Annotated in this window: 20 protein-coding genes; 12 read left to right on the top strand and 8 right to left on the bottom strand. The window is 69.2% G+C overall.

Translation table 11 applies throughout. The annotated features are described in order from the left end of the window. Positions 1-2: 2 nt before the first annotated feature. Positions 3-779, bottom strand: a complete 777-nt coding sequence (locus AC1RAD_RS00775; protein WP_492733389.1) for an SIR2 family NAD-dependent protein deacylase — start codon at positions 777-779, stop codon at positions 3-5. Then, positions 776-1639, bottom strand: a complete 864-nt coding sequence (locus AC1RAD_RS00770; protein WP_062472735.1) for an IclR family transcriptional regulator — start codon at positions 1637-1639, stop codon at positions 776-778. Before AC1RAD_RS00770 ends, AC1RAD_RS00775 begins: the two co-directional genes overlap by 4 nt. A gap of 149 nt (positions 1640-1788) precedes the next feature. On the opposite strand from AC1RAD_RS00770, the gene AC1RAD_RS00765 reads away from it, so the two are divergent. The 6 genes from AC1RAD_RS00765 (at position 1789) to fahA (ending at position 8270) form a co-directional block, all read left to right on the top strand. Further along, on the top strand, positions 1789-2748 hold the full coding sequence (locus AC1RAD_RS00765) for an MBL fold metallo-hydrolase (RefSeq protein ID WP_062472733.1): 960 nt from the start codon (positions 1789-1791) through the stop codon (positions 2746-2748). A gap of 64 nt (positions 2749-2812) precedes the next feature. Then, entirely contained in the window at positions 2813-4450 is a 1638-nt protein-coding gene (locus AC1RAD_RS00760; protein ID WP_492733387.1) for an FAD-dependent oxidoreductase, read from the top strand. 5 nt (positions 4451-4455) lie between these two features. Next, a complete protein-coding gene (locus tag AC1RAD_RS00755) occupies positions 4456-4650 on the top strand; it encodes a DUF2783 domain-containing protein (RefSeq protein ID WP_492733385.1) in 195 nt (64 codons plus the stop codon). 46 nt (positions 4651-4696) lie between these two features. Beyond that, positions 4697-6007, top strand: a complete 1311-nt coding sequence (gene hmgA / locus AC1RAD_RS00750) for a homogentisate 1,2-dioxygenase (RefSeq protein WP_492733383.1) — start codon at positions 4697-4699, stop codon at positions 6005-6007. Beyond that, positions 6004-6978 carry a Bug family tripartite tricarboxylate transporter substrate binding protein gene (locus tag AC1RAD_RS00745; RefSeq protein ID WP_307589465.1) on the top strand — a complete coding sequence of 325 codons (975 nt, stop codon included), beginning with the start codon at positions 6004-6006 and terminating at the stop codon, positions 6976-6978. The genes hmgA and AC1RAD_RS00745 overlap by 4 nt, the downstream gene beginning before the upstream one ends. Before the next feature lie 26 nt (positions 6979-7004). After that, complete coding sequence (gene fahA, locus AC1RAD_RS00740; protein WP_492733381.1) at positions 7005-8270, top strand: fumarylacetoacetase; 1266 nt, start codon at positions 7005-7007, stop codon at positions 8268-8270. A gap of 43 nt (positions 8271-8313) precedes the next feature. Here the strand turns inward: fahA and mrdA are convergent, their stop codons facing one another. From mrdA to AC1RAD_RS00720, 4 genes are all read right to left on the bottom strand, one after another. After that, complete coding sequence (mrdA, locus tag AC1RAD_RS00735; RefSeq protein WP_062472723.1) at positions 8314-10311, bottom strand: penicillin-binding protein 2; 1998 nt, start codon at positions 10309-10311, stop codon at positions 8314-8316. Positions 10312-10458: 147 nt separating this feature from the next. Further along, on the bottom strand, positions 10459-10980 hold the full coding sequence (gene mreD / locus AC1RAD_RS00730) for a rod shape-determining protein MreD (RefSeq protein ID WP_062472721.1): 522 nt from the start codon (positions 10978-10980) through the stop codon (positions 10459-10461). Then, entirely contained in the window at positions 10977-11939 is a 963-nt protein-coding gene (mreC, locus tag AC1RAD_RS00725) for a rod shape-determining protein MreC (protein ID WP_095743224.1), read from the bottom strand. Before mreC ends, mreD begins: the two co-directional genes overlap by 4 nt. A gap of 86 nt (positions 11940-12025) precedes the next feature. After that, positions 12026-13069 (bottom strand): rod shape-determining protein, encoded by a 1044-nt coding sequence (locus tag AC1RAD_RS00720; RefSeq protein ID WP_056583929.1) that lies wholly within the window; start codon positions 13067-13069, stop codon positions 12026-12028. A gap of 216 nt (positions 13070-13285) precedes the next feature. On the opposite strand from AC1RAD_RS00720, the gene gatC reads away from it, so the two are divergent. The 3 genes from gatC to gatB are packed head-to-tail and all read left to right on the top strand — an operon-like array spanning position 13286 to position 16567. Continuing rightward, on the top strand, positions 13286-13585 hold the full coding sequence (gatC, locus tag AC1RAD_RS00715) for an Asp-tRNA(Asn)/Glu-tRNA(Gln) amidotransferase subunit GatC (protein ID WP_056583926.1): 300 nt from the start codon (positions 13286-13288) through the stop codon (positions 13583-13585). Continuing rightward, positions 13585-15075, top strand: a complete 1491-nt coding sequence (gene gatA, locus AC1RAD_RS00710; RefSeq protein WP_492733379.1) for an Asp-tRNA(Asn)/Glu-tRNA(Gln) amidotransferase subunit GatA — start codon at positions 13585-13587, stop codon at positions 15073-15075. Before gatC ends, gatA begins: the two co-directional genes overlap by 1 nt. A 1-nt stretch (position 15076) precedes the next feature. Further along, positions 15077-16567: an Asp-tRNA(Asn)/Glu-tRNA(Gln) amidotransferase subunit GatB gene (gatB, locus tag AC1RAD_RS00705; protein ID WP_307696485.1), complete on the top strand. Its 1491-nt coding sequence runs from the start codon at positions 15077-15079 to the stop codon at positions 16565-16567. A 46-nt stretch (positions 16568-16613) separates the two neighbouring features. On the opposite strand, the gene AC1RAD_RS00700 is transcribed toward gatB, so the two are convergent. Then, entirely contained in the window at positions 16614-17306 is a 693-nt protein-coding gene (locus AC1RAD_RS00700; RefSeq protein WP_095949787.1) for a DUF4124 domain-containing protein, read from the bottom strand. A 12-nt stretch (positions 17307-17318) separates the two neighbouring features. Next, positions 17319-17999, bottom strand: a complete 681-nt coding sequence (gene pyrE, locus AC1RAD_RS00695; RefSeq protein WP_492733377.1) for an orotate phosphoribosyltransferase — start codon at positions 17997-17999, stop codon at positions 17319-17321. 12 nt (positions 18000-18011) lie between these two features. Here pyrE and AC1RAD_RS00690 point away from each other — a divergent pair, with 12 nt between their 5' ends. From AC1RAD_RS00690 to AC1RAD_RS00680, 3 genes are read left to right on the top strand one after another with little or no spacing between them, the layout of a single operon-like run. Then, a complete protein-coding gene (locus AC1RAD_RS00690) occupies positions 18012-18815 on the top strand; it encodes an exodeoxyribonuclease III (protein WP_062472711.1) in 804 nt (267 codons plus the stop codon). Between the two features lie 15 nt (positions 18816-18830). Then, a complete protein-coding gene (locus AC1RAD_RS00685; RefSeq protein WP_492733375.1) occupies positions 18831-20195 on the top strand; it encodes a hypothetical protein in 1365 nt (454 codons plus the stop codon). Beyond that, positions 20192-21001, top strand: coding sequence for a DUF1266 domain-containing protein (locus AC1RAD_RS00680; RefSeq protein WP_354345299.1), 810 nt, complete (start codon positions 20192-20194; stop codon positions 20999-21001). The genes AC1RAD_RS00685 and AC1RAD_RS00680 overlap by 4 nt, the downstream gene beginning before the upstream one ends. Positions 21002-21009: the final 8 nt, after the last annotated feature.

Below are 21009 nucleotides of genomic sequence, written 5' to 3'. Positions count from 1 at the left end.
CTTCAGTCGCCGACCATCCCGGCGACCAACTTCGGCAGCAGGTCTTCCGACGCCCCCCGCAACACCACCGCCGCCGCATCGTCCAGGTGCGGCAGCGGCTCGATGTTCAGCGTGACCAACCTCGCCCCCCGCGCCATCGCCAGCTTGGGCAGTTCGGCCGCCGGATAGACGATGGTGGTGCTTCCGACCACCAGGAACAGGTCGGACTCCTGCGCCGCCACTTGGGCGTCGAGCAGCACGCCGGCGTTCAGCATCTCGCCGAACATGACCACGTCGGGCCGCGCGTGCGAGCCGCAGCGCAGGCAGCGTTGAAACGGCCACGGGCCGCTGCGGTTGCCGCAGTGGTCGCAGCGCCAGCGGCGCAGCGAGCCGTGCAGTTCGAGCACATCCTGTCCGCCGGCCTTGCCGAGCAGGCCGTCGACGTTCTGCGTGATGAGCCGGGTCGCAGGGCGCAGCCGCTGCAACTGCGCGAGCGCGAGGTGGCCGGGGTTGGGCGATGCGGTCTCGATCAGCGACAGGCGCTGGGCCCAGAACTTCGTGAAGCCGCCCGGGTCGCGCGCGAGGTCGTCGGCATGCGAGAACTTGAGCGCGTTCTGGCTCATCCAGAGACCGTCGGCGTCGCGGTAGGTCGGGATGCCCGAGGCCTTGGACAGCCCCGCGCCCGAGAAGACCACGATGCGCCGCGCGCCGCGCAGCAGCGCCACGGTGCGGTCGATGCGCAGCGCGAGGTCGTCGGAGGAAGAAGAGAAAGAAGACAAGGCGGAAGAAAACAGGGTCATCGATCGGAAACGGAGGGCACCACGGCGCCGGTGGCGCTCGCGCCCAGGCGCTGCGACACCGTGCCCGCGCAGGCCTTGAGCGCGCGCGCGATCTCGCCGTCCCAGGCGGTGTGGAAGATGCCGGCCGGGCCAATGGCGGTCACGGCCAGCACGATGGCGCCGGTGTGGTCGAACACCGGCGCGGCCATGGCGCTCACGCCCTCGATCACCTCGCCGTCGGAGCGGCTGATGCCGTGGTCGCGCACTTCCTGGCACTGGCGCTCGAAGTCGCTCCACGAAGGCAGCGGCTGCACCGGCGGCATGCCGGCCGGCGGCGCGGGCTCGGCGGCGCCCTTGCGCTGCTTCTGGCGCTGGCGCTCGTCCTCGAGCTGTGCGCGCACCACCGCCGGGTCGAGGTAGGCGGCAAAGACGCGGCCCGAGGCCGTGTTGGTGAGCGAGAACACCGTGCCGTGGCGCATGTTCACGTGCACCGGCGAAGGCGACTCGGCCGTGCGCACGATGGTCGCGCCGCGCGCGCCCCACACGGCCAGCGCCACGGTGTGGCCGATCTGCTGCGCGAGCTGGCCGATCAGCGGCGTGGCGATGTGCACCGGGTCGGCCTGCTGCAGGCTGATCAGCCCCAGTTGCAAGGCCAGCGGGCCGAGCAGATAGTGGCCGCTGGCGCGGTCCTGCTCGATGAGGCCCAGCCGGCCGAAGCTCACCATGTACGGGTGGGCCTTGGCGGCCGTCATGTCCGCTTCGCGGGCAAGGTCTTTGAGCGCCATCGGGCGGCCGTGGTGCACCAGCGCGCGCAGCAGCTGCCCGCCGACTTCGATGCTCTGGATGCCGCGCTGGGCGCGGTCGGTGTCAGTCGCTGCCATGGCCGCCTTGCCGTCTGGTTGTTCGTTCATGAAGAAGGCATTAGACATGAACTGATCTCGGGCTTACACTCCGCGCATTCGTTATCTGCAAACTCGTTCGCCTTAAACGAATCAGGCGAATCCCAAAACCACCCCACCGGAGACACACGATGAGCCAAGCCAAGAAATTCGCCAGCCAGGCCGACCTGGAAGAAAAGAAGATCACCTTCAGCCAGATCTCGGAGCACGCCTGGGCCTACACGGCCGAGGGCGACCCCAACACCGGGATCATCATCGGCGACGACTGCGTGCTGGTGGCCGACACCCAGGCCACGCCCGCCATGGCCGCCGACGTGGTGCGCCGCATCCGCGAAGTGACCGACAAGCCCATCAAGTACGTGGTGCTCACGCACTACCACGCAGTGCGCGTGCTGGGCGCGGCAGGCTACGGCGCCGAACACATCCTGGCCAGCCAGGACACGCGCGACCTGATCGTGGAGCGCGGCGAGGAAGACAAGGCCAGCGAAATCGGCCGCTTCCCGCGCCTGTTCCAGAACGTCGAGACCGTGCCCCCGGGCCTGACCTGGCCCACCATGACCTTCACCGGCAAGATGACGCTGTGGCTGGGCAAGCTCGAAGTGCAGCTGCTGCAGCTGGGCCGCGGCCACACCAAGGGCGACACGGTCGTCTGGCTGCCGCAGGAGCGCGCGCTGCTGTCGGGCGACCTGGTCGAGTTCGGCGCCACGCCGTACGCCGGCGACGCCTACTTCCAGGACTGGCCGCAGACGCTGGACAACATCGCCGCCCTGAAGCCCCTGGCCCTGGTGCCGGGCCGCGGCGCCGCGCTGACCACGCCCGAAGCCGTGGCCGAGGGCCTGAACGGCACGCGGGCCTTCATCTCCGACGTGTACGCCAGCGTGCAGGAAGGCGTGAAGGCTGGCCGCGACCTGAACGCGGTCTACAAGGAAACCTACGCGAAGCTGCAGCCCAAGTACCAGCAGTGGGTCATCTTCGACCACTGCATGCCCTTCGACGTGAGCCGCGCCTACGACGAGGCCTCGGGCCACGCCGACCCGCGCGTGTGGACGGCCCAGCGCGACATCGACATGTGGAAGGCCCTGGAAGGCTGATCGCGCCGCGACCTTCCCCCGCGCGGGGAAGGCGACGGAAACGACAAGGACACGGAGACATCACGTGATCGACTATCAAAGCCTGCGCTTCGACTACACCCGCCACGCCGACCAGGACGCCGCCGCGCCCGCCCGCCACCCCGTGGTGGTCGTGGGCGCCGGCCCGGTGGGCCTCACGCTCGCCATCGACCTCGCCCTGCGGCAGGTGCCCGTGGTGCTGCTCGACAACGACAACAGCCTGTCCAGCGGGTCGCGCGCGATCTGCTTTGCCAAGCGCACGCTCGAGGTGTTCGACCGCCTCGGCTGCGGCGACCGCATGGTGGACAAGGGCGTGTCGTGGAACGTCGGCAAGGTGTTCTTCCATGACGAGCAGGTCTACCGCTTCGACCTGCTGCCCGAGCCCGGCCACGAGCGCCCGGCCTTCATCAACCTGCAGCAGTACTACGTCGAGGGCTACCTCGTCGAGCGCGCCGCGGCCTTGCCGCTGATCGACCTGCGCTGGAACAACAAGGTGGTCGGCATCGAGCAGCGCGATGACAGCGCGGTGCTCACCATCGAGACGCCAGAAGGCAACTACGAACTGGCCGCCGGCTACGTCGCCGCCTGCGACGGCTCGCGCTCCAACCTGCGCCAGATGCTGGGGCAGGAAGCCAAGGGCCGCGTGTTCCGCGACCGCTTCCTGATCGCCGACATCACCATGGACGCGCAGCTGCCCACCGAGCGCCGCTTCTGGTTCGACCCCTCGTTCCACCCCGGCCAGAGCGTGCTGCTGCACAAGCAGGCCGACGGCATGTGGCGCGTCGACTTCCAGCTCGGCTGGGACGCCGACCCGGTGGAAGAGCGCAAGCCCGAGCGCATCACGCCGCGCGTGCGCGCGCTGCTGGACAGCATCGGCTTCGAAGGCGTGCAGTTCCAGATCGGCTGGGCCAGCGTCTACACCTTCGCCTGCCAGCGCATGGAGCGCTTCCGCCACGGCCGCGTGCTGTTCGCGGGCGACTCGGCGCACGGCGTGTCGCCCTTCGGCGCGCGCGGCGCCAACTCGGGCGTGCAGGACGCCGACAACCTCGCCTGGAAGCTCGCGGCCGTGCTGGCCGGCGACGCGCCCGACGCGCTGCTCGACAGCTACGCCAGCGAACGCGAATTCGCGGCCGACGAGAACATCCGCAACTCCACGCGCGCCACCGACTTCATCACGCCCAAGAGCGAGGTGAGCCGGCTGTTCCGCGACGCGGTGCTCGAGCTGACCAAGCGCCACGCCTTCGCGCGCTCGCTGGTCAACAGCGGACGGCTGTCGGTGGCCACGGTGCTGCGCGACTCGCCGCTCAACACACCCGACGCCGACACCTTCGCCGGCGCGATGGTGCCCGGCGCCGCGGCGGCCGACGCGCCCGTGCGGCGCGCCGACGGCAGCACCGGCTGGCTGCTGCGCGAATGCCATGTGGCGCGCTTCACCGCGCTGGTGTTCGGCACCGGCGACGACGCCGAGCGCAGCCTGCAGGCGCTGAAAAGCAGCGACCTCGCGCTGCATATCGTGCGCGTGGAAGGCACCGGCGCCGACGCCGAGCTCGCCACGCAGCGCTACGACGCGCAGCCCGGCACGGTCTACCTGCTGCGGCCCGACCAGCACGTGTGCGCGCGCTGGCGGCAGCCCACGGCGGCGAACCTTCGCGCGGCCCTCGACCACGCACTGGCAAAGGCATGACCCCGATGCAACCGCAACTGATCACCACGCCGAACCTCGAAGCGCCCGACGATTTCTACGAGACGCTCATCGAGGCCCACCAGGGGCTTTCCACCGAGGAAAGCCACGCCTTCAACGCACGGCTCGTGCTCGTGCTGGCCAACCATGTCGGCTCGCTGGCCGTGCTGCGCGAAGCCTTCGACGCGGCGCGCGCTGGTTGAACGGCCGCGCATTCCCACCTCATCGCGACTTTCGAAAGACAAGCCCATGACCCAAGCAACACCCGCCGCCGAACGGCGCTACCAGAGCGGCTTCGGCAACGAATACGCCTCCGAGGCCGTGCCCGGTGCGCTGCCGCAAGGCCGCAACAACCCGCAGCGCGGCCCCTTCGACCTGTACACCGAGCTGCTCTCGGGCACCGCCTTCACGGCGCCGCGCCACGAGAACCGCCGCACCTGGCTGTACCGCCGCCAGCCCTCGGTGGTGTCGGGCCGCTACCAGCCCTACGCGCAGGCGCACTGGACCACCGGCGCCGACCGCGAGATCGCGCTGCCGCCCGAGCCGATGCGCTGGGGCCCGCTGCCGCTGGACGGCGCGGCCGACGTCGACTTCATCGACGGCATGCACACGCTGGCCGCCAACGGCGATGCCGAATCGCAGGTCGGCATCGGCTCGCTGATGTACCTGGCGGGCCGCTCGATGGAGCAGCGCGCCTTCGTCAACGCCGACGGCGAGATGCTGGTGATGCCCCAACAGGGCCGCCTCATCGTCACGACCGAACTCGGTGTGCTCGACGTGAAGCCCGGCGAAATCGTGGTGCTGCCACGCGGGATGGCCTTCAAGGTGGCTTTGCCCGACGGCCTCTCGCGCGGCTACGTGTGCGAGAACTACGGCGCGCACTTCCGCCTGCCCGAGCTCGGCCCCATCGGCTCGAACGGCCTGGCCAACGCGCGCGACTTCCAGGCGCCCGTGGCGGCCTTCGAGGCAGACGGCGGCGCCTACGAGCTGGTGAAGAAATTCGGTGGCCGCTTCTGGACCGCACCGACGAAACAGTCGCCCTTCAACGTGGTCGCGTGGCACGGCAACCTCGCGCCGGTGAAGTACGACACGGCCAACTTCATGGTCATCGGCTCGATCAGCTTCGACCATCCCGATCCGTCGATCTTCACCGTGCTGACCTCGCCCAGCGACACGCCCGGCACGGCCAACTGCGACTTCGTGATCTTCCCGCCGCGCTGGATGGTGATGGAAAACACCTTCCGTCCGCCGTGGTTCCACCGCAACCTCATGAGCGAATTCATGGGCCTGGTGCTGGGCGAGTACGACGCCAAGCCGGGCGGCTTCAAGCCCGGCGGCGCGAGCCTGCACAACTGCATGGTGCCGCACGGCCCGGACGAGGAAGCCTTCGACAAGGCCACCCACGCCGACCTCAAGCCGCACAAGCTGGACAACACGCTGGCCTTCATGTTCGAGAGCCGCTACCGTTTCATCCCGACGAACTTCGCGCTGCAAAGCCCGGCGCTCGACACCGACTACACCGACTGCTGGGCCGGTCTGAAAGACCAATTCAAGGCATGACGCACGCTCTCACCCTCACCCGCCGCGCCGCGGCCCTCGCGCTGCTGGCCGCGCCCCTGCTGGCGCACGCGGCGGACTTTCCGTCGAAGCCGATCAAGTTCATCGTGCCCTACACGGCCGGCGGCACCACCGACCTCGTGGCGCGCACCGTGGGCCAGAAGGTGTCGGAGAAGCTGGGCCAGCCGGTGCTCATCGACAACCGCGGCGGCGCGGGCGGCAACATCGGCATGGACGCCGTGGCCAAGGCCGCGCCCGACGGCTACACGATCGGCTTCGGCGCCATCTCGACCAATGCGCTGAACCCGCACATCTACAAGTCGATGGCCTTCGACCCCCGCAAGGACTTCACGGCCATCAGCCTGCTGGGCATGTCGACCATCGTGCTCGAAGTGCCCGCAAGTTCGGCCATCAAGACCGTGCCCGAGCTCATCGCCGCCGCGAAGAAGAACCCCGGCCTGCCCTACGCCACCGCGGGCGCCGGCACCTCGATGAACCTGGCCGGCGTGATGTTCGCGCAGATGACCGGCACCGAGCTCACGCACGTGGCCTACAAGGGCAGCGGCCCGGCCATCACCGACATGCTGGGCAACACCATCGGCGTGATGTTCGACAACCTGCCGGCGTCGCTGCCGCACATCCAGGCCGGCAAGCTGCGCGCGCTGGCGGTGGCGGGCTCCACGCGCTCGCCTTCGCTGCCCGACGTGCCGACGATGGCCGAGGCGGGCCTCAAGGGCTACGCGCTGGAGCCGTGGTTCGGCGTGTACGGGCCGGCGAAGCTGCCGGCGCCGATCGTGAAGGCGCTGAACGAAGCGTTCGTCGAAGCGCTCGCGATGCCCGACGTGAAGGCCAAGCTGCAGCAGGCCGGCTTCTCGCCGCGCGGCTCGAGCGCGCAGGAGCTCACCACGCTCACCGACACCGAATACAAGCGCCTGGGCGACGTCGCCAAAAAAGCGGGCATGACCGCAGACTGATCCGACTCAAGAACCGAAAGACCTCCATGACCGCACTCAACGCCACCCACGACCCGAAGCTGCGCAGCTGGGTCGCCGCCGCCAACGTGGCCGGCACCGACTTCCCGATCCAGAACCTGCCCTTCGGCCGCTTCCGCGCCGCCGGCAGCAGCGAGGCCTTCCGCATCGGCGTGGCCATCGGCGACCAGATCCTCGACCTGCGCGCCACCGGCCTCATCGACACCGACGACATGAACGTGCTGATGAACGCCTCGGTGAAAGACCGCCAGGCGCTGCGCGCCGCGATCTCCGCGGGCCTGGCCGAAGGCAGCGGCCAGCAGGCCGCATGGTCGAAGGCGTTGCTCGCGCAAGCCCAGGCCGAGATGACCGTGCCCTGCCGCATCGGCGACTACACCGACTTCTACACGGGCATCCACCACGCCACCACCATCGGCAAGCTGTTCCGTCCCGACCAGCCGCTGATGCCCAACTACAAGTGGGTGCCCATCGGCTACCACGGCCGCGCCTCGTCGATCGGCGTGAGCGGCCAGGTCTTCAAGCGCCCGCAAGGCCAGACCAAGGCACCCGATGCGGTCGCGCCGAGCTTCGGCCCCTCGAAGCGGCTGGACTACGAACTGGAGCTGGGCTTCCTCGTGGGCCGCGGCAATGCGCTGGGCGAACCCATCGCCATCGCCGACGCCGAAGACCACCTGTTCGGCGTGACCCTGCTCAACGACTGGTCGGCGCGCGACCTGCAGGCCTGGGAATACCAGCCGCTGGGTCCGTTCCTGGCCAAGAACTTCGCCAGCACGCTGTCGCCCTGGATCGTGACGACCGAAGCGCTGGCGCCGTTCCGCGCCAAGTTCGAGCGCCCCGCCGAAGACCCGCAGCCGCTGCCCTACCTCGACGCGCCGTCGAACCGCGCCAGCGGCGCGCTCGACATCACGCTCGAAGTGCTGCTGCAGACCGCGAAGATGCGCGCCGACGGCGTGGCGCCCGTGCGCCTCACGCTGGGCAACACCACCGAGGCCGCCTACTGGACCGCCGCGCAGCTCATCACGCACCACACGGTGAACGGCTGCAACCTGCAGCCCGGCGACCTGCTGGGCTCGGGCACGCTGTCGGGCCCGCAGCCCGACCAGGCCGGCTCGCTGATGGAGCTCACGCTGGGCGGCAAGCAGCCGGTCACGCTGCCGAACGGCGAGAAGCGCACCTTCCTGGAAGACGGCGACACGCTGGTGATGCGCGGCTGGTGCGAGCGCGAAGGCGCGGTGCGCATCGGCCTGGGTGAAGTCGCCGGGACGGTGGTCTGAACCTGCTGGCTTGATCGACGGTGCGCCCCGCGGGGCGCATCTTTCAGGGCGTCGGCGCTGCCGACGATGCCGCGCCTGCCGGTGCCGGCACCGCGGCCGCCGCGGGCCAGGCCACTTCGCTGGCCACGCGCGGCTTGCCCATCGGCGCACCCGCGCGGCCGATGCGCACGGCGGCCATGTCGGCCTCGCTGGGGTACTGGTCCATGAGCCAGTAGTCGAACACGCGGCGCGCCAGCGGCGCCGCGGCGCCCGCGCCCCAGCCCGCGTTCTCGACGATGACAGCGAGCGCGATCTTCGGGTTGTTGGCCGGTGCGTAGGCCATGAACAGCGCGTGGTCGCGCTGGTGTTCTTCGAGCGCGCGCGCGTTGTACTTGGTGTTCTTGGCCTGCGTCACGGCCTGCGCGGTGCCGGTCTTGCCGGCCGCCTGGTAGCCCGCGCCCGCGAACACGCCGCGCGCGGTGCCGCTGGTGACCACGCTGGTCAGGCCCTCGCGGATCACCGCCACGTTGGCCGCCGTGTAGCCCAGGTTCTCGGCCGGCGGCTGCGGCAGCGGCACGACCTGCCCGCTGACCGTGTTGCGCATCGCCAGCGCCAGGTGCGGCCGGTGCTTCATGCCGCCGTCAGCCACGATGGCCGTGGCCTGCGCCAGCTGCAGCATGGTGAAGGCGTTGTAGCCCTGGCCGATGCCCAGCGAGATGGTCTCGCCCGCGTACCACTTCTTCTGCTCGGGCCGCTTGTAGGCGTTGCGCTTCCACTCGGTGCTGGGCAGCACGCCGCGCACCTCTCCGCCCAGGTCGATGCCGGTGATCTGGCCGAAGCCCATCGGCTTCATGAAGTCGTGAATGAGGTCCACGCCCATCTCGTTGGCCAGCGAGTAGTAGTAGATGTTGCTCGACACCTGGATCGAGCGGCGCATGTCGACGCCGCCCAGGTAGCCCTCGGGGCTGCCGAAGCGGTGGCCGCCGAAGTTGAAGTAGCCGGGGTCGTTCACCACCACGCTGGCGGCACGCTTGCCGGTCTGCAGCGCCGCCAGCGCCATGAAGGGCTTGTAGGTGGAGCCCGGCGGGTAGGTGCCGCGCAGCGCGCGGTTGAGCAGCGGCTTGTCGATCGATTCGGTGAGCGCCTGCCAGCTCTCGGTGTCGATGCCTTCGACGAAGAGGTTCGGGTCGAACGTGGGCTTGCTCACGAAGGCCAGCACCTCGCCGGTCTTGGGGTCGATGGCCACGAGCGCGCCGCGCCGGTCGCCGTACATGTCTTCCACCAGCTTCTGCAACTTGATGTCCAGCGACAGCATGACGGTGTTGCCCGGCGTGGCCGGGTGGCTGGCGAGCCGGCGCACGGCGCGCCCGCCGGCGGAGGTTTCCATCTGCTCGACGCCGGTCTGGCCGTGCAGCATCTTCTCGTAGCTCTGCTCGATGCCCAGCTTGCCGATGTAGTCGGTGCCCTTGTAATTGGCCTGGTCTTCCTCGTCCCAATCTTCCATCGCGGTTTTTTCGCGCTGGTTGATGCGACCGATGTAGCCCAGCACGTGCGAGGCCAGCTCGCCCTGCGGGTAGTTGCGGAACAGGCGCGCCTTGATCTCCACGCCCGGGAAGCGGTAGCGCTGCGCCGCGAAGCGCGCCACCTCTTCGTCGCTCAGGCGGGTGCGGATCGGAATGGAGTCGAAGCTGCGCGAGTCTTCGCGCAGGCGCTTGAAGCGGCGGCGGTCGCGCGGCGACACCTCGAGCACGCTGGTCAGGCTGTTGATGGTCTCCTCGACGTCGCCGACCTTGGAGGGCGTGATCTCCAGCGTGTAGGCCGAGTAGTTGGAGGCCAGCACGATGCCGTTGCGGTCGAGGATGAGCCCCCGGTTCGGCACCACCGGCACCACGGCCGTGCGGTTGCTCTCGGCCTGCTCGGCCAGGTCGGCATGGCGCACCACCTGCAGATAGACCAGCCGCGAGCCCAGCAGGCTGAAGGCGAACAGCACCGCCAGGCCGATGACGATCACGCGGCGCTTGAAGCGCGCCAGGTCGGCGGCAACGTTGCGGATTTCGGTCATGGCGTCAGGAAGCTTAGGCGTGCGCAGGTGCGATGGCAAATGCGAGGGGCGGCCGCCGCCGGGCCGCCCCAAGGCGGGCCGCGCTTCCCCCTTGGGGGGTGGAGTTACACGCAGCGAAGCGAAGTGAAAAGCCGGGGGGCACCATGACTAGAGGGGGCGGTTCTCGTCGGGTTCGGGGGTGCGGCGCTGGGGCGCCAGCAGCAGCGCGGTGGCCAGCGGCCACAGCGCCGCCTCGAGGGCCGGCGAGACCAGCACGCCCCAGCCCGGGAACACGCCGCCGCCGATCATGCGCGTGATCACCTCGATGAACTGCGACAGCGCAAACAGCGGCAGCACCTGCAGCGCCTGCGAGAGCACCGGGTACCACAGCAGGCGCCGGTGGATCATGATCGCGAAGAAGCCCAGCGTGGTGTAGGACAGCGCATGCTGGCCCAGCATCGACGACTGGTGCACGTCCATGAGCAGGCCGAACATGAAGGCCGCGCCGATGCCCACGCGCGCGGGCTGGTGCACGCCCCAGAACACGATCACCAGCGCCAGCAGGTCGGGCATCCAGGCGGCGCGGCCGATGGGGATCATGTTGACCAGCAGCGCCACGAGCAGGCTGGTCCACATGAAGACGGGGCTGACGGGCAGCAAGAGCTGCTGCTGGCCGGGGCGCTTGATCATCGCGTGGCTCCCGCCGGTTTTTTCTCGTTCTTGCCGGCGCCCGGCTTGCCTTCGGGGCGCTTGCGCTGGGTGGACGCGGCCTCGACGTGCGGCGGTGCCACCGGCGCGCCGGAGGGCTCGAGCACCAGCACGTAGCGCGCCGCGGTCACGCGGGCCAGCGGCACGCAGTAGATGCGCGCAAAGGCCGAATCGGCGCGGCGCTCGATGCGTTCGATCTTCGCCACCGGCAGGCCGGCCGGGTAGATGCCGTCGACGCCGCTGGTGGACAGCAGGTCGCCCTCCTGCAGGTCGGCGTTGGCCGCCATGAAGCGCAGCTCCATGCCGCCGCCGTGGGCCGAGGCGTCGCCGAAGGCCACGCTGCGCACGCCGGTGCGGGTGTTCTGCACGGGAATGGCCAGGTCGCGGTCGATCACCAGCGTGACCTCGCTCGTGAAGGGCAGCACCTGCGTCACCTGGCCCAGCACGCCGCGCGCGTCGATCACCGGCGAGCCGGCGGCCACGCCCTGCGCGAGCCCCTGGTCGATGACGATCTTGCGCGTGTAGGGGTCGGCCGCGTCGTACAGCACCTCGGCCGGGCGGCCCGGCGTGGTGGTGGTCTGGCGCAGCTCGAGCAGCTCGCGCAGGCGGGCGTTGTCTTGCGCGAGCGTGTCGGCGCGGCTGGCGGTCTCGGCCTGCAGCATCAGGGCCTTGCGGGCCTCGTCTTCGTTGCGCTGCGCGGTCTGCAGCTCTTCGAAGTAGCGGCTGCCGCCCATCACCAGCATGACCGGCTTGAGCGCCGCCATCTGCACCGGGTAGAGCACCGCGCCGATGGCCGAGCGGATCGGCTTCACGAGGTGAAAGCGTGCGTCGGCGACCATGAGGAAGAGCGAGAGCGCGCCGAAGAAGATCAGCTTGCTGAGTGCCGATTGCCCCTGGTTGAACAGGGGTGGCGCTGTGCGATCGAGCGTGCCCAGAGGCATGTAGTCAGACCCGGCGGTGGTGCGGCATCAAATAACAAAAAGCCGGCCTGCGCAAGCAGAGGCCGGCCGATGATGGCTTTCGCCTTTTACTCGCTCGTGAAGATGCTGCCCAGACGGTCCATGCGCTCCAGGGCGATGCCGCAGCCGCGCACCACGCAGGTCAGCGGGTCTTCGGCCACGAGCACCGGCAGGCCGGTTTCCTCGGCGAGCAGGCGGTCGAGGTCGCGCAGCAGCGCGCCGCCGCCGGTGAGCATCATGCCGCGCTCGGCGATGTCGGCGCCCAGTTCGGGAGGCGTCTGTTCCAGCGCGTTCTTCACGGCCGAGACGATGTTGTTCAGGGGGTCGGTCAGGGCTTCCAGCACTTCGTTGCTGCTGATGGTGAAGCTGCGCGGCACGCCTTCGGAAAGGTTGCGGCCCTTGACTTCCATTTCCTTGACTTCGGAGCCCGGGAAGGCCGAACCGATGTTCTTCTTGATGACTTCGGCCGTCGGCTCGCCGATCAGCATGCCGTAGTTGCGGCGGATGTAGTTGATGATGGCTTCGTCGAAGCGGTCGCCGCCCACGCGGACCGAGCCCTTGTAGACCATGCCGCCCAGCGAGATCACGCCCACTTCGGTGGTGCCGCCGCCGATGTCCACCACCATCGAGCCCGAGGCTTCGCTGACGGGCAGGCCGGCGCCGATGGCCGCGGCCATGGGTTCTTCGATGAGGTAGACGGCGGTGGCGCCGGCGGCTTCGGCCGCGTCCTTGATGGCGCGGCGCTCGACCTGGGTCGAGCCGCAGGGCACGCAGATGATGATGCGCGGGCTCGGCGTGAGCAGCGTGCGCGGGTGCACCATCTTGATGAACTGCTTGATCATCTGCTCGGTGATCACGAAGTCGGCAATGACGCCGTCCTTCATCGGACGGATGGCCTCGATGTTGCCGGGCACCTTGCCCAGCATGGCCTTGGCTTCGCGGCCGACGGCCTGGATCACCTTCTTGCCATGGGGGCCGCCTTCGTGGCGGATCGCGACCACGGAGGGCTCGTCCAGCACGATGCCCTTGTTGCGGGCGAAGATCAGGGTGTTGGCGGTGCCGAGGTCGATCGCCAGGTCGGTGGAGAAGTACCGACGGAAAGCTCCAAACATGTGCGGAATCCTCTGAGCACGGCCTGCGCATCGGCAGGTCGTCGCTCTATTTTTGGGTCGTTTGACGGGGTGAATTGATCGTTTTTGGCGCAAAAGCCGGCGCGTTCGCGGGGGTTGCGGCAAAGGCGGGATAATAACCGAATCCCCTCTGAATCCCGTGTCGGCACCCTCTTCGGCGTGCGATTGCCTCCGGTTTTTTCGACCCGTCAGCCATCTATGTCTCTTTCCGCTTCCGATATTGCACGCATCGCCTCCCTGGCGCGGCTGCAGCTTGCCCCAGATGAAAGCGAGCGCATGCTCACTCAAATCAACGGCTTCTTCGATCTGGTCGAACGCATGCGCGCGGTCGACACCACGGGCGTCGAGCCGCTGGCGCACCCGGTGGCCGCGCTCGAAGACGTGACGCTGCGCCTGCGCGACGACGTCGTGAGCGAGCCGAACAACCGCGAAGCCAACCAGAAGAGCGCCCCGGCCGTCGAAGCCGGCCTGTTCCTCGTGCCCAAGGTGATCGAATGATGAGCAGCGGTGAACTGCACCAATTGAGCGTGGTCGCGCTGGCGAAGGCGCTGGCCGATCGCAAGGTTTCGGCCGTCGAGGCCTCGCAGGCGTTTCTCGTCCGCATGAAGGCCCACGAGTCGCTCGGCACCTTCGTCGACGTCAACGAAGAAGTCACGCTGGCCCAGGCCCGCGCCGCCGACGCGCTCATCGCCAAGGGCAACGCGCCCGCGCTGGCCGGCGTGCCGATCGCGCACAAGGACATCTTCGTCACCACCGATTTCGCCACCACCGCCGGCTCGAAGATGCTCGCGGGCTACCGCTCGCCCTTCGACGCGACCGTGGTGCGCCGCCTGGCCGAAGCCGGCGCGGTCACGCTGGGCAAGCTCAGCTGCGACGAGTTCGCGATGGGCTCGGCCAACGAGAACGTCGCCGTGCCCGCCGTGGGCCACGACCAAGCCGTGCCGGTGCGCAACCCCTGGAACCTCGAGCGCATTCCGGGCGGCTCGTCGGGCGCCAGCGCGGCGGCTGTCGCGGCCCGCCTCGCACCGGCCGCCACCGGCACCGACACCGGCGGCTCGATCCGCCAGCCCGCGTCGTTCTGCGGCGTCACCGGCATCAAGCCCACGTATGGCCGCGCCTCGCGCTACGGCATGGTGGCGTTCGCGTCGAGCCTCGACCAGGCCGGCCCGATGGCCCGTTCGGCCGAAGACTGCGCGCTGCTGCTGTCGGCCTTCTGCGGCCCCGACCTCGACCGCGACTCGACCTCGCTCGACAAGCCCGCCGAAGACTTCGGCCGCTCGCTGAACGACTCGCTCGAAGGCCTGCGCATCGGCGTGCCCAAGGAGTTCTTCGGCGACGGCGTGGCGCCCGGCGTGCGCGCCGCCATCGATGCGGCGCTCGCGCAGTACGAGAAGCTCGGCGCCAAGCGCGTCGAGGTCTCGCTGCCGCGCACCGAGCTGTCGATTCCCGTGTACTACATCCTGGCTGCGGCCGAGGCCTCGAGCAACCTGAGCCGCTTCGACGGCGTCAAGTTCGGCCACCGCGCCAGGCAGTACAAGGACCTGGCCGAGATGTACGAACGCACGCGCGCCGAAGGCTTCGGCGACGAGGTGAAGCGCCGCATCATGATCGGCACCTACGTGCTCTCGCACGGCTACTACGACGCCTACTACCTGCAGGCGCAGAAGGTGCGCCGCATGATCGCGGACGACTTCCAGCAGGCGCTGACGCAATGCGACGTGATCGCCGGCCCCGCCGCGCCGACCACCGCCTGGAAGATCGGCGAACACGGCGACGACCCCGTGGCCGACTACCTCGCCGACATCTTCACGCTGCCCGCATCGCTCGCAGGCCTTCCGGGCATGAGCGTGCCCGCGGGCTTCGACGGCGGCATGCCCGTGGGCCTGCAGCTGATCGGCAACTACTTCGGCGAAGCGAAGCTGCTCAACGCAGCGCACCGCTTCCAGCAAGCCACCGACTGGCACACGCGCACGCCGGAGGGCTTCTGACATGAGCGAGACCGTGAACACATTCGAAGCACAACAACAAGGCCGCCCGACCGGCCCGCTGGTGCGCGGCTATGAAGTCATCATCGGCTTCGAGACGCACGCGCAACTCTCGACCGCGAGCAAGATCTTCAGCCGCGCCTCCACCGCTTTCGGCGCCGAGCCCAACACGCAGGCCTGCGCGGTCGACCTGGCACTGCCCGGCACGCTGCCCGTGATGAACAAGGGCGCGGTCGAACGCGCCATCAAGCTGGGCCTGGCGCTGGGCTCGCACATCGCGCCGCGCAGCGTGTTCGCACGCAAGAACTACTTCTACCCCGACCTGCCCAAGGGCTACCAGATCAGCCAGTTCGAGATCCCGGTGGTGCAAGGCGGCGCGGTGTCGTTCTTCCTCGGTGAAGAGAAGAAGACCGTGCGCCTGGTGCGTGCCCACCTCGAGGAAGACGCGGGCAAGTCGCTGCACGAAGACTTCATCGGCCAGAGCGGCATCGACCTGAACCGCGCCGGCACGCCGCTGCTGGAGATCGTGACCGAGCCCGACATGCGCTCCACCGCCGAGGCCGTGGCCTATGCGAAGGAGCTGCACAAGATCGTCACATGGATCGGCATCTGCGACGGCAACATGCAGGAAGGGAGCTTTCGCTGCGACGCCAACGTGTCGGTGCGCAAGCCCGGCGACAAGCTCGGCACACGCCGCGAGATCAAGAACCTGAACAGCTTCAAGTTCATGCAGCAGGCGATCGACTACGAGATCAACTCGCAGATCGACGAGCTCGAAGAGGGCCGTGCCATCGAGCAGGCCACCGTGCTGTTCGATCCCGCCACCGGCGAGACGCGCACCATGCGCACCAAGGAAGACGCGGCCGACTACCGCTACTTCCCCGATCCGGACCTGCCGCCCCTGGTGGTGGCCGCCGAGTGGATCGAGCGCGTGCGCGCCACCATGCCCGAGCTGCCGCGTGCCACGGCCGAGCGCTATGTGCGCGACCACGGCCTGTCGGAATACGACGCCGCGCAGCTCACGCAAGGCGCGGCGCTGGCCCGCTACTTCGACGATGCGGTGAACGCCGGCGCAGCGCCCAAGCTGGCCAGCAACTGGATCACCGGCGAGATGGCACGCCGCCTGAACGCCGCCGAGATCGGCATCGAGGCCGCACCCGTGAAGGCCGCGCAGCTCGCGCAGCTGGTGACGCGCATCGCCGACGGCACGCTGCCCAACAACGCCGCGCGCCAGGTGTTCGAAGCGCTGTGGAGCGGCGAAGGCAGCGATGTCGACGCGATCATCGAAGCGAAAGACCTCAAGCCGATGAACGACGCCGGCGCGCTCGACAAGATCCTCGACGAGGTGATTGCCAAGAACGCGAAGAACGTCGAGGAATACCGCGGCGGCAAGGAAAAGGCGCTCAACGGCCTCGTGGGCCAGGTCATGAAGGCCAGCGGGGGCAAGGCCAACCCCGCGCAGGTCACCGAGCTGCTGAAAGCCAAGCTGGGCTGATCACGAACGAGCCCCGGGGCCTTGCGCCAGGCCCCGGCGGGTTCGTTCAGCGCGGGTTGCCGCCGTTCTGCGGCGACCAGAGCGTCTTCAGGCGCCCGCGCTCTTCGTCGAAGCGCGCATTCACGCGCTTCTTCTCTTCTTCCTGCTCCGCGATGAAGCGGTTCTGCACGGCCACGCTCTGCGTGTTGTCCTCGATGCGGCGACGCACCGCGCCGGGCGCCTTGCTCGTGTCCTGCTTGTAGAACTCGAGCTCCTCGTCGATCTTCTTGCGGTCGTCGGCGAGCTCGACGAGGCGCTTCTTCGCGGCCTGGATCACCGCATCGATCTGCGACAGGGCCTCGACGCGCTCGCGGTCGTGCGTGGTGGCGTTGGGGTAGCGCACCAGCAGCGCGCGCTCGCGGCGGCGCTCGTCGATGAGCCGTGCGGCCTGGATGGCGGCTTCGCGCGCGCGGTCCTCGCGCTCCTGCTGCTCGCGCGCCGTGTAGGTCGGCTCCAGCTTGCGGCGCACCGTGCCGCTCGGGCTCAGTTCGCGCTGCTCGCGGTCGCTGCACTCGGCGATCGGCCGGTCGGCCGTGAGCGTGCGCCCGCGCGCGTCGACGCAGGTGTAGATGCCGACGCCGGGCCCGTCCGTCCTGGCGGGCTGGGCCAGCGCCGTTGCGCACGACGACAGGGCCGCCAGGCCCAGCCACAGCGACGCCACGGCGGCGGCAGAAGAGGGATCGCGCGCGGGGCGTCGCATCGGCGCTGCGTCTCAGGCGCCGTAGCGCGTGCGGTAGGCCAGCACGCGCTCGCGGTGCGCGCCGAGGTCGGCGGCGGCGTTGCCCGAGAGATAGCGCAGCAGGTCGTCCAGCGTGGCGATGGGCACCACCGCGAGGCCGAGCTGGTTGCGCACGTACTGCACGGCGCTGTGGTCCACGTCGACGCCGTTCTCGGTGGCTTTTTCCTGCCGATCGAGGGCGATGGCCACGGCATGCGGCGTGGCGCCCGCGGCCTGGATCGCGGCGATCGATTCGCGCACCGCGGTGCCGGCCGACATCACGTCGTCGACGATGAGCACGCGGCCCTTGAGCGGCGCGCCCACCAGATTGCCGCCTTCGCCGTGCGCCTTGGCTTCCTTGCGGTTGTAGGCGAAGGGGTAGTTGCGCCCGCGCCGGGCCAGCTCGGCAGCCACGGTGGCGCCCAGCGGGATGCCCTTGTAGGCGGGGCCGAAGATCATGTCGAACTCGAGGCCGCTTTCGACCAGGCGGTCTGCATAGAATCCGGCGAGCCGCGCGATCTTGGCGCCGTCGTCGAAGAGGCCCGAATTGAAGAAATACGGGCTCATGCGACCGGCCTTGGTCTTGAATTCGCCGAAGCGAAGCACGCCGGCGTCGAGCGCGAACTGGACGAAGTCCTGTGCCACCGCGCTGCTTGTCTGACCGTCTACAGCCATTGGAAATTCCTTGTGTTCAAACTGACCAGTCTCAATCTCAATGGCCTGCGCTCGGCGGCCACCAAGGGCGTCGCCGACTGGGTGGCCGAACTCGCGCCGGATTGTATTTGCATGCAGGAGATCCGCGTCCAGGCCAGCGATGTCGAGGGCCGCTTCGAGCAGATGGCCGGCCTGCAGGGCCACTTCCACTTTGCCGAGAAAAAAGGCTACGCGGGCACCGCCATCTACACGAAGCATGCGCCCAGCGCCGTGGTGGTGGGCTGGGGTGATCCCGAATTCGACGCCGAAGGCCGCTACCTCGAGCTGCGCTTCGACACGCCCAAGCGCAAGTTCTCGGTGATCAGCTGCTACTTCCCGAGCGGCAGCTCGGGCGAGGAGCGCCAGGCCGCCAAGTTCCGCTTCCTGAAGGGCTTCTTCCCGCACCTGCTGGCGCTGAAGAAGGAGCGCGAGTTCATCCTGTGCGGCGACATCAACATCGCGCACCAGGAAATCGACCTGAAGAACTGGCGCGGCAACCAGAAGAACAGCGGCTTCCTGCCCGAGGAACGCGCCTGGATGACGCGCCTGCTCGACGCCGGCACCGAAGGCGCCGGCCTGGTGGACGTGTACCGCCGCCTCAAGCCCGACACCACGGGCGACGCCTACACCTGGTGGAGCAACCGCGGCCAGGCCTACGCGAACAACGTGGGGTGGCGGCTGGACTACCACCTGGCCACGCCGGCGATGGGCGCGCTGGCGCGCACCGAGGCGATCTACAAGACGGTCAAGTTCAGCGACCACGCGCCGATCACGGTGGAGTACGACTTCACGCTGTAAGTCGCCCGCCCGTCGATGCCGATCCCGACTCCGTCTCCGTCCACGAACCCGTCCTCGCCGCCCACGGCCGCGGCGACGGCGGTGTACCTGCCGCGCGACGTGGTGAACGCGCCCGAGGTGAAGGCCGCGATCGCGCGCCGCAGCGCCGAGCGCGGCGACGACGCCGACATGGCGGCCTGGCTGCTGAACCACTTCTTCCGCTGGGCCATCGGCAGCTTCGGCAACGTGCTGCCGGTGCAGTCGCCCGCCGACTACCTGGCCGCGGCCGGGCCCGACAAGCCGCTGCCCGAGTGGCTGGCCAGGCAGCTGCAGCCGCGCGCCCCTGCCGCGGTGAACGCGGCGTCCGTGCAGGACAAGGAAAAGTCCAAGGGCAACATGGGCAACAAGGCCGAATCGCCCGCCGCCGAAGCCGCCCCGAAAACTTTCTACTACCTCGACCCCGACCACCTGCTGCTGGTCGACCGCGAACGCATGCTGGTCGAGTTTTTGCGCTCGCGGCGCGGCACGCGGCTCGAACAGAAGCTGCAGCGCATCACCTGCTTCATGGCCATGGCCCTGTGGGAGCAGGAGCACCAGCGCATGCAGGCCAAGCGCAACAAGGGCTGGGTGCCCAGCAGCGGCCTGGCGCTGAAGGAAGTGCTGCGCACGCCCAACGGCGTGATCTTCGAGTTCATCGGCAGCCATGCGGCGCTGCGCGAGGAAATGGCCTACGAGTCGTTCCACATGCAGCACTGCCTGGGCCAGTTCGCCAACATCAAGAAGCTGAACGGCGGCTACGGCGAGCAGTACGCCAGCGCGGCGCAGAGCGGCCGGCTGCGCCTGTTCACGCTGCGCAGCGCGGGCAACCTGCCGCACGTGACCATCAGCCTCGAAGTGCATCCCGACGGGCTGCGCGTCGACCAGATCAAGGGCAAGCAGAACCGCCACCCGATCCGCAAGTACGCGGACGACGTGCTGCAGTTCCTGCGCACGCTGCCGCCGCGCGGCGAGCGCCACAGCGACTGCGAAGGCATGGGCCTGGTGTTCGAGCCCGAGGCCTCGGACGCCGCCCGGGGCGAATGGAAGTTCGTCACCGACGTGCAGAGCCCCGACTTCCTGCTCAGCGTGATGAGCGGCAACTTCCACCTGATCGAGCACTTCGAGCAGCCGCCGCCGGCGCTGCAATGGCTGCTGCTGCGCATCGCGCCGCACGAGCTGGCGCGGCTGCGGCAGATGGACGTGGCGGTGGCCGCCGCCGCCCGGCTGACGCTGCCCGCGAACCGGTTGCCGCCGTCGCTGCAGGCGGCCCCCACGCAGGCGCCCGCCACGATGCTGGAGATCGAAGGCATCTCGCTGAGCGCCGCCGTGTGCGCGCCGCCGCTGGGAGCGGCATTGCCATGACGCAGGCCATCGTCATCGTTGTGTTCCTGGGCCTGCTGTACCTCGGGGTGCGCATCGCGTGGTTCGTCGTGCGCACGGCATTCCGCATCGTCGTGCGCGGCTCGGGCACGGCGATCGGCCACATGGAAAAGGCCAACGCCGACCTCGCGGTGCGCGCCGCGCAGGCCCGGGCCGACGCCGGCAAGGTGGTGCCCAACCGCCGCCGCTGGGCGCTGGCGCTCGGCGACATCCTGCTGCTGCGCAACGGCCTGCGCTGCGACAGCGACACGCTGGCGCTCGACGTGCCCGCCGAGCAGCGCCAGCGGCTGGCCAAGCAGGTGCTGCGCGAAATGAACATGGCCGCCGACCTGCCCGAGCGCGACATCGCCACGCAGATGCAGGCCGCGCTGGTCGGCTGGGTCGGCGGGCTCGGCCGCACCCACGCCAATTTCTACGAACAGCTCGCGGCAGAAGGCCAGGTGCGCGACGCGCTGGCCTTCGACTGCGCGCGCACCGCCTTCCTGGTGCGCTGCATCGCGCTGCTGGGCTGGGTGCCCGAGTCGCAGGCCTGGCTGGTGCTGTTCCTCAACGCACAGCGCGCGCAGGACAGCTTCGAGAGCTGGGAAGACTTCGGCCACGCCTATGCGCGGGCGCGGCTGCACTGGCTGCGCATCAGCAGCCAGGACGGCCCCGCCTCGTCGCGCGCCACGCTGGAGGTGCAGGAGCACCTGCAGAACACCCAGGGCAACTGGCTCACGCTGCCCTGGAAGCGCTACCGCATCTTCGATCCCCAACCCGTCACTCTCGCCCCTGCCGCGTCGGCCTGACGCGCGAG

This window comes from Variovorax sp. GW823-FHT04B03 (assembly GCF_058796495.1).
This window is presented reverse-complemented; position numbering and strand designations above follow the sequence as displayed.

Excerpts from the sequence above, each read along its gene's own strand:
- AC1RAD_RS00745 (WP_307589465.1), top strand. The coding sequence starts at position 6,004 with ATGACGCACGCTCTCACCCTCACCCGCCGCGCCGCGGCCCTCGCGCTG.
- AC1RAD_RS00775 (WP_492733389.1), bottom strand. The coding sequence starts at position 779 with ATGACCCTGTTTTCTTCCGCCTTGTCTTCTTTCTCTTCTTCCTCCGAC.
- gatB (WP_307696485.1), top strand. The coding sequence starts at position 15,077 with ATGAGCGAGACCGTGAACACATTCGAAGCACAACAACAAGGCCGCCCG.
- mreC (WP_095743224.1), bottom strand. The coding sequence starts at position 11,939 with ATGCCTCTGGGCACGCTCGATCGCACAGCGCCACCCCTGTTCAACCAG.
- pyrE (WP_492733377.1), bottom strand. The coding sequence starts at position 17,999 with ATGGCTGTAGACGGTCAGACAAGCAGCGCGGTGGCACAGGACTTCGTC.
- mrdA (WP_062472723.1), bottom strand. The coding sequence starts at position 10,311 with ATGACCGAAATCCGCAACGTTGCCGCCGACCTGGCGCGCTTCAAGCGC.
- fahA (WP_492733381.1), top strand. The coding sequence starts at position 7,005 with ATGACCGCACTCAACGCCACCCACGACCCGAAGCTGCGCAGCTGGGTC.
- hmgA (WP_492733383.1), top strand. The coding sequence starts at position 4,697 with ATGACCCAAGCAACACCCGCCGCCGAACGGCGCTACCAGAGCGGCTTC.
- AC1RAD_RS00680 (WP_354345299.1), top strand. The coding sequence starts at position 20,192 with ATGACGCAGGCCATCGTCATCGTTGTGTTCCTGGGCCTGCTGTACCTC.
- gatC (WP_056583926.1), top strand. The coding sequence starts at position 13,286 with ATGTCTCTTTCCGCTTCCGATATTGCACGCATCGCCTCCCTGGCGCGG.
- AC1RAD_RS00685 (WP_492733375.1), top strand. The coding sequence starts at position 18,831 with ATGCCGATCCCGACTCCGTCTCCGTCCACGAACCCGTCCTCGCCGCCC.
- AC1RAD_RS00720 (WP_056583929.1), bottom strand. The coding sequence starts at position 13,069 with ATGTTTGGAGCTTTCCGTCGGTACTTCTCCACCGACCTGGCGATCGAC.
- AC1RAD_RS00770 (WP_062472735.1), bottom strand. The coding sequence starts at position 1,639 with ATGGCAGCGACTGACACCGACCGCGCCCAGCGCGGCATCCAGAGCATC.
- AC1RAD_RS00700 (WP_095949787.1), bottom strand. The coding sequence starts at position 17,306 with ATGCGACGCCCCGCGCGCGATCCCTCTTCTGCCGCCGCCGTGGCGTCG.
- gatA (WP_492733379.1), top strand. The coding sequence starts at position 13,585 with ATGAGCAGCGGTGAACTGCACCAATTGAGCGTGGTCGCGCTGGCGAAG.
- AC1RAD_RS00765 (WP_062472733.1), top strand. The coding sequence starts at position 1,789 with ATGAGCCAAGCCAAGAAATTCGCCAGCCAGGCCGACCTGGAAGAAAAG.
- mreD (WP_062472721.1), bottom strand. The coding sequence starts at position 10,980 with ATGATCAAGCGCCCCGGCCAGCAGCAGCTCTTGCTGCCCGTCAGCCCC.
- AC1RAD_RS00755 (WP_492733385.1), top strand. The coding sequence starts at position 4,456 with ATGCAACCGCAACTGATCACCACGCCGAACCTCGAAGCGCCCGACGAT.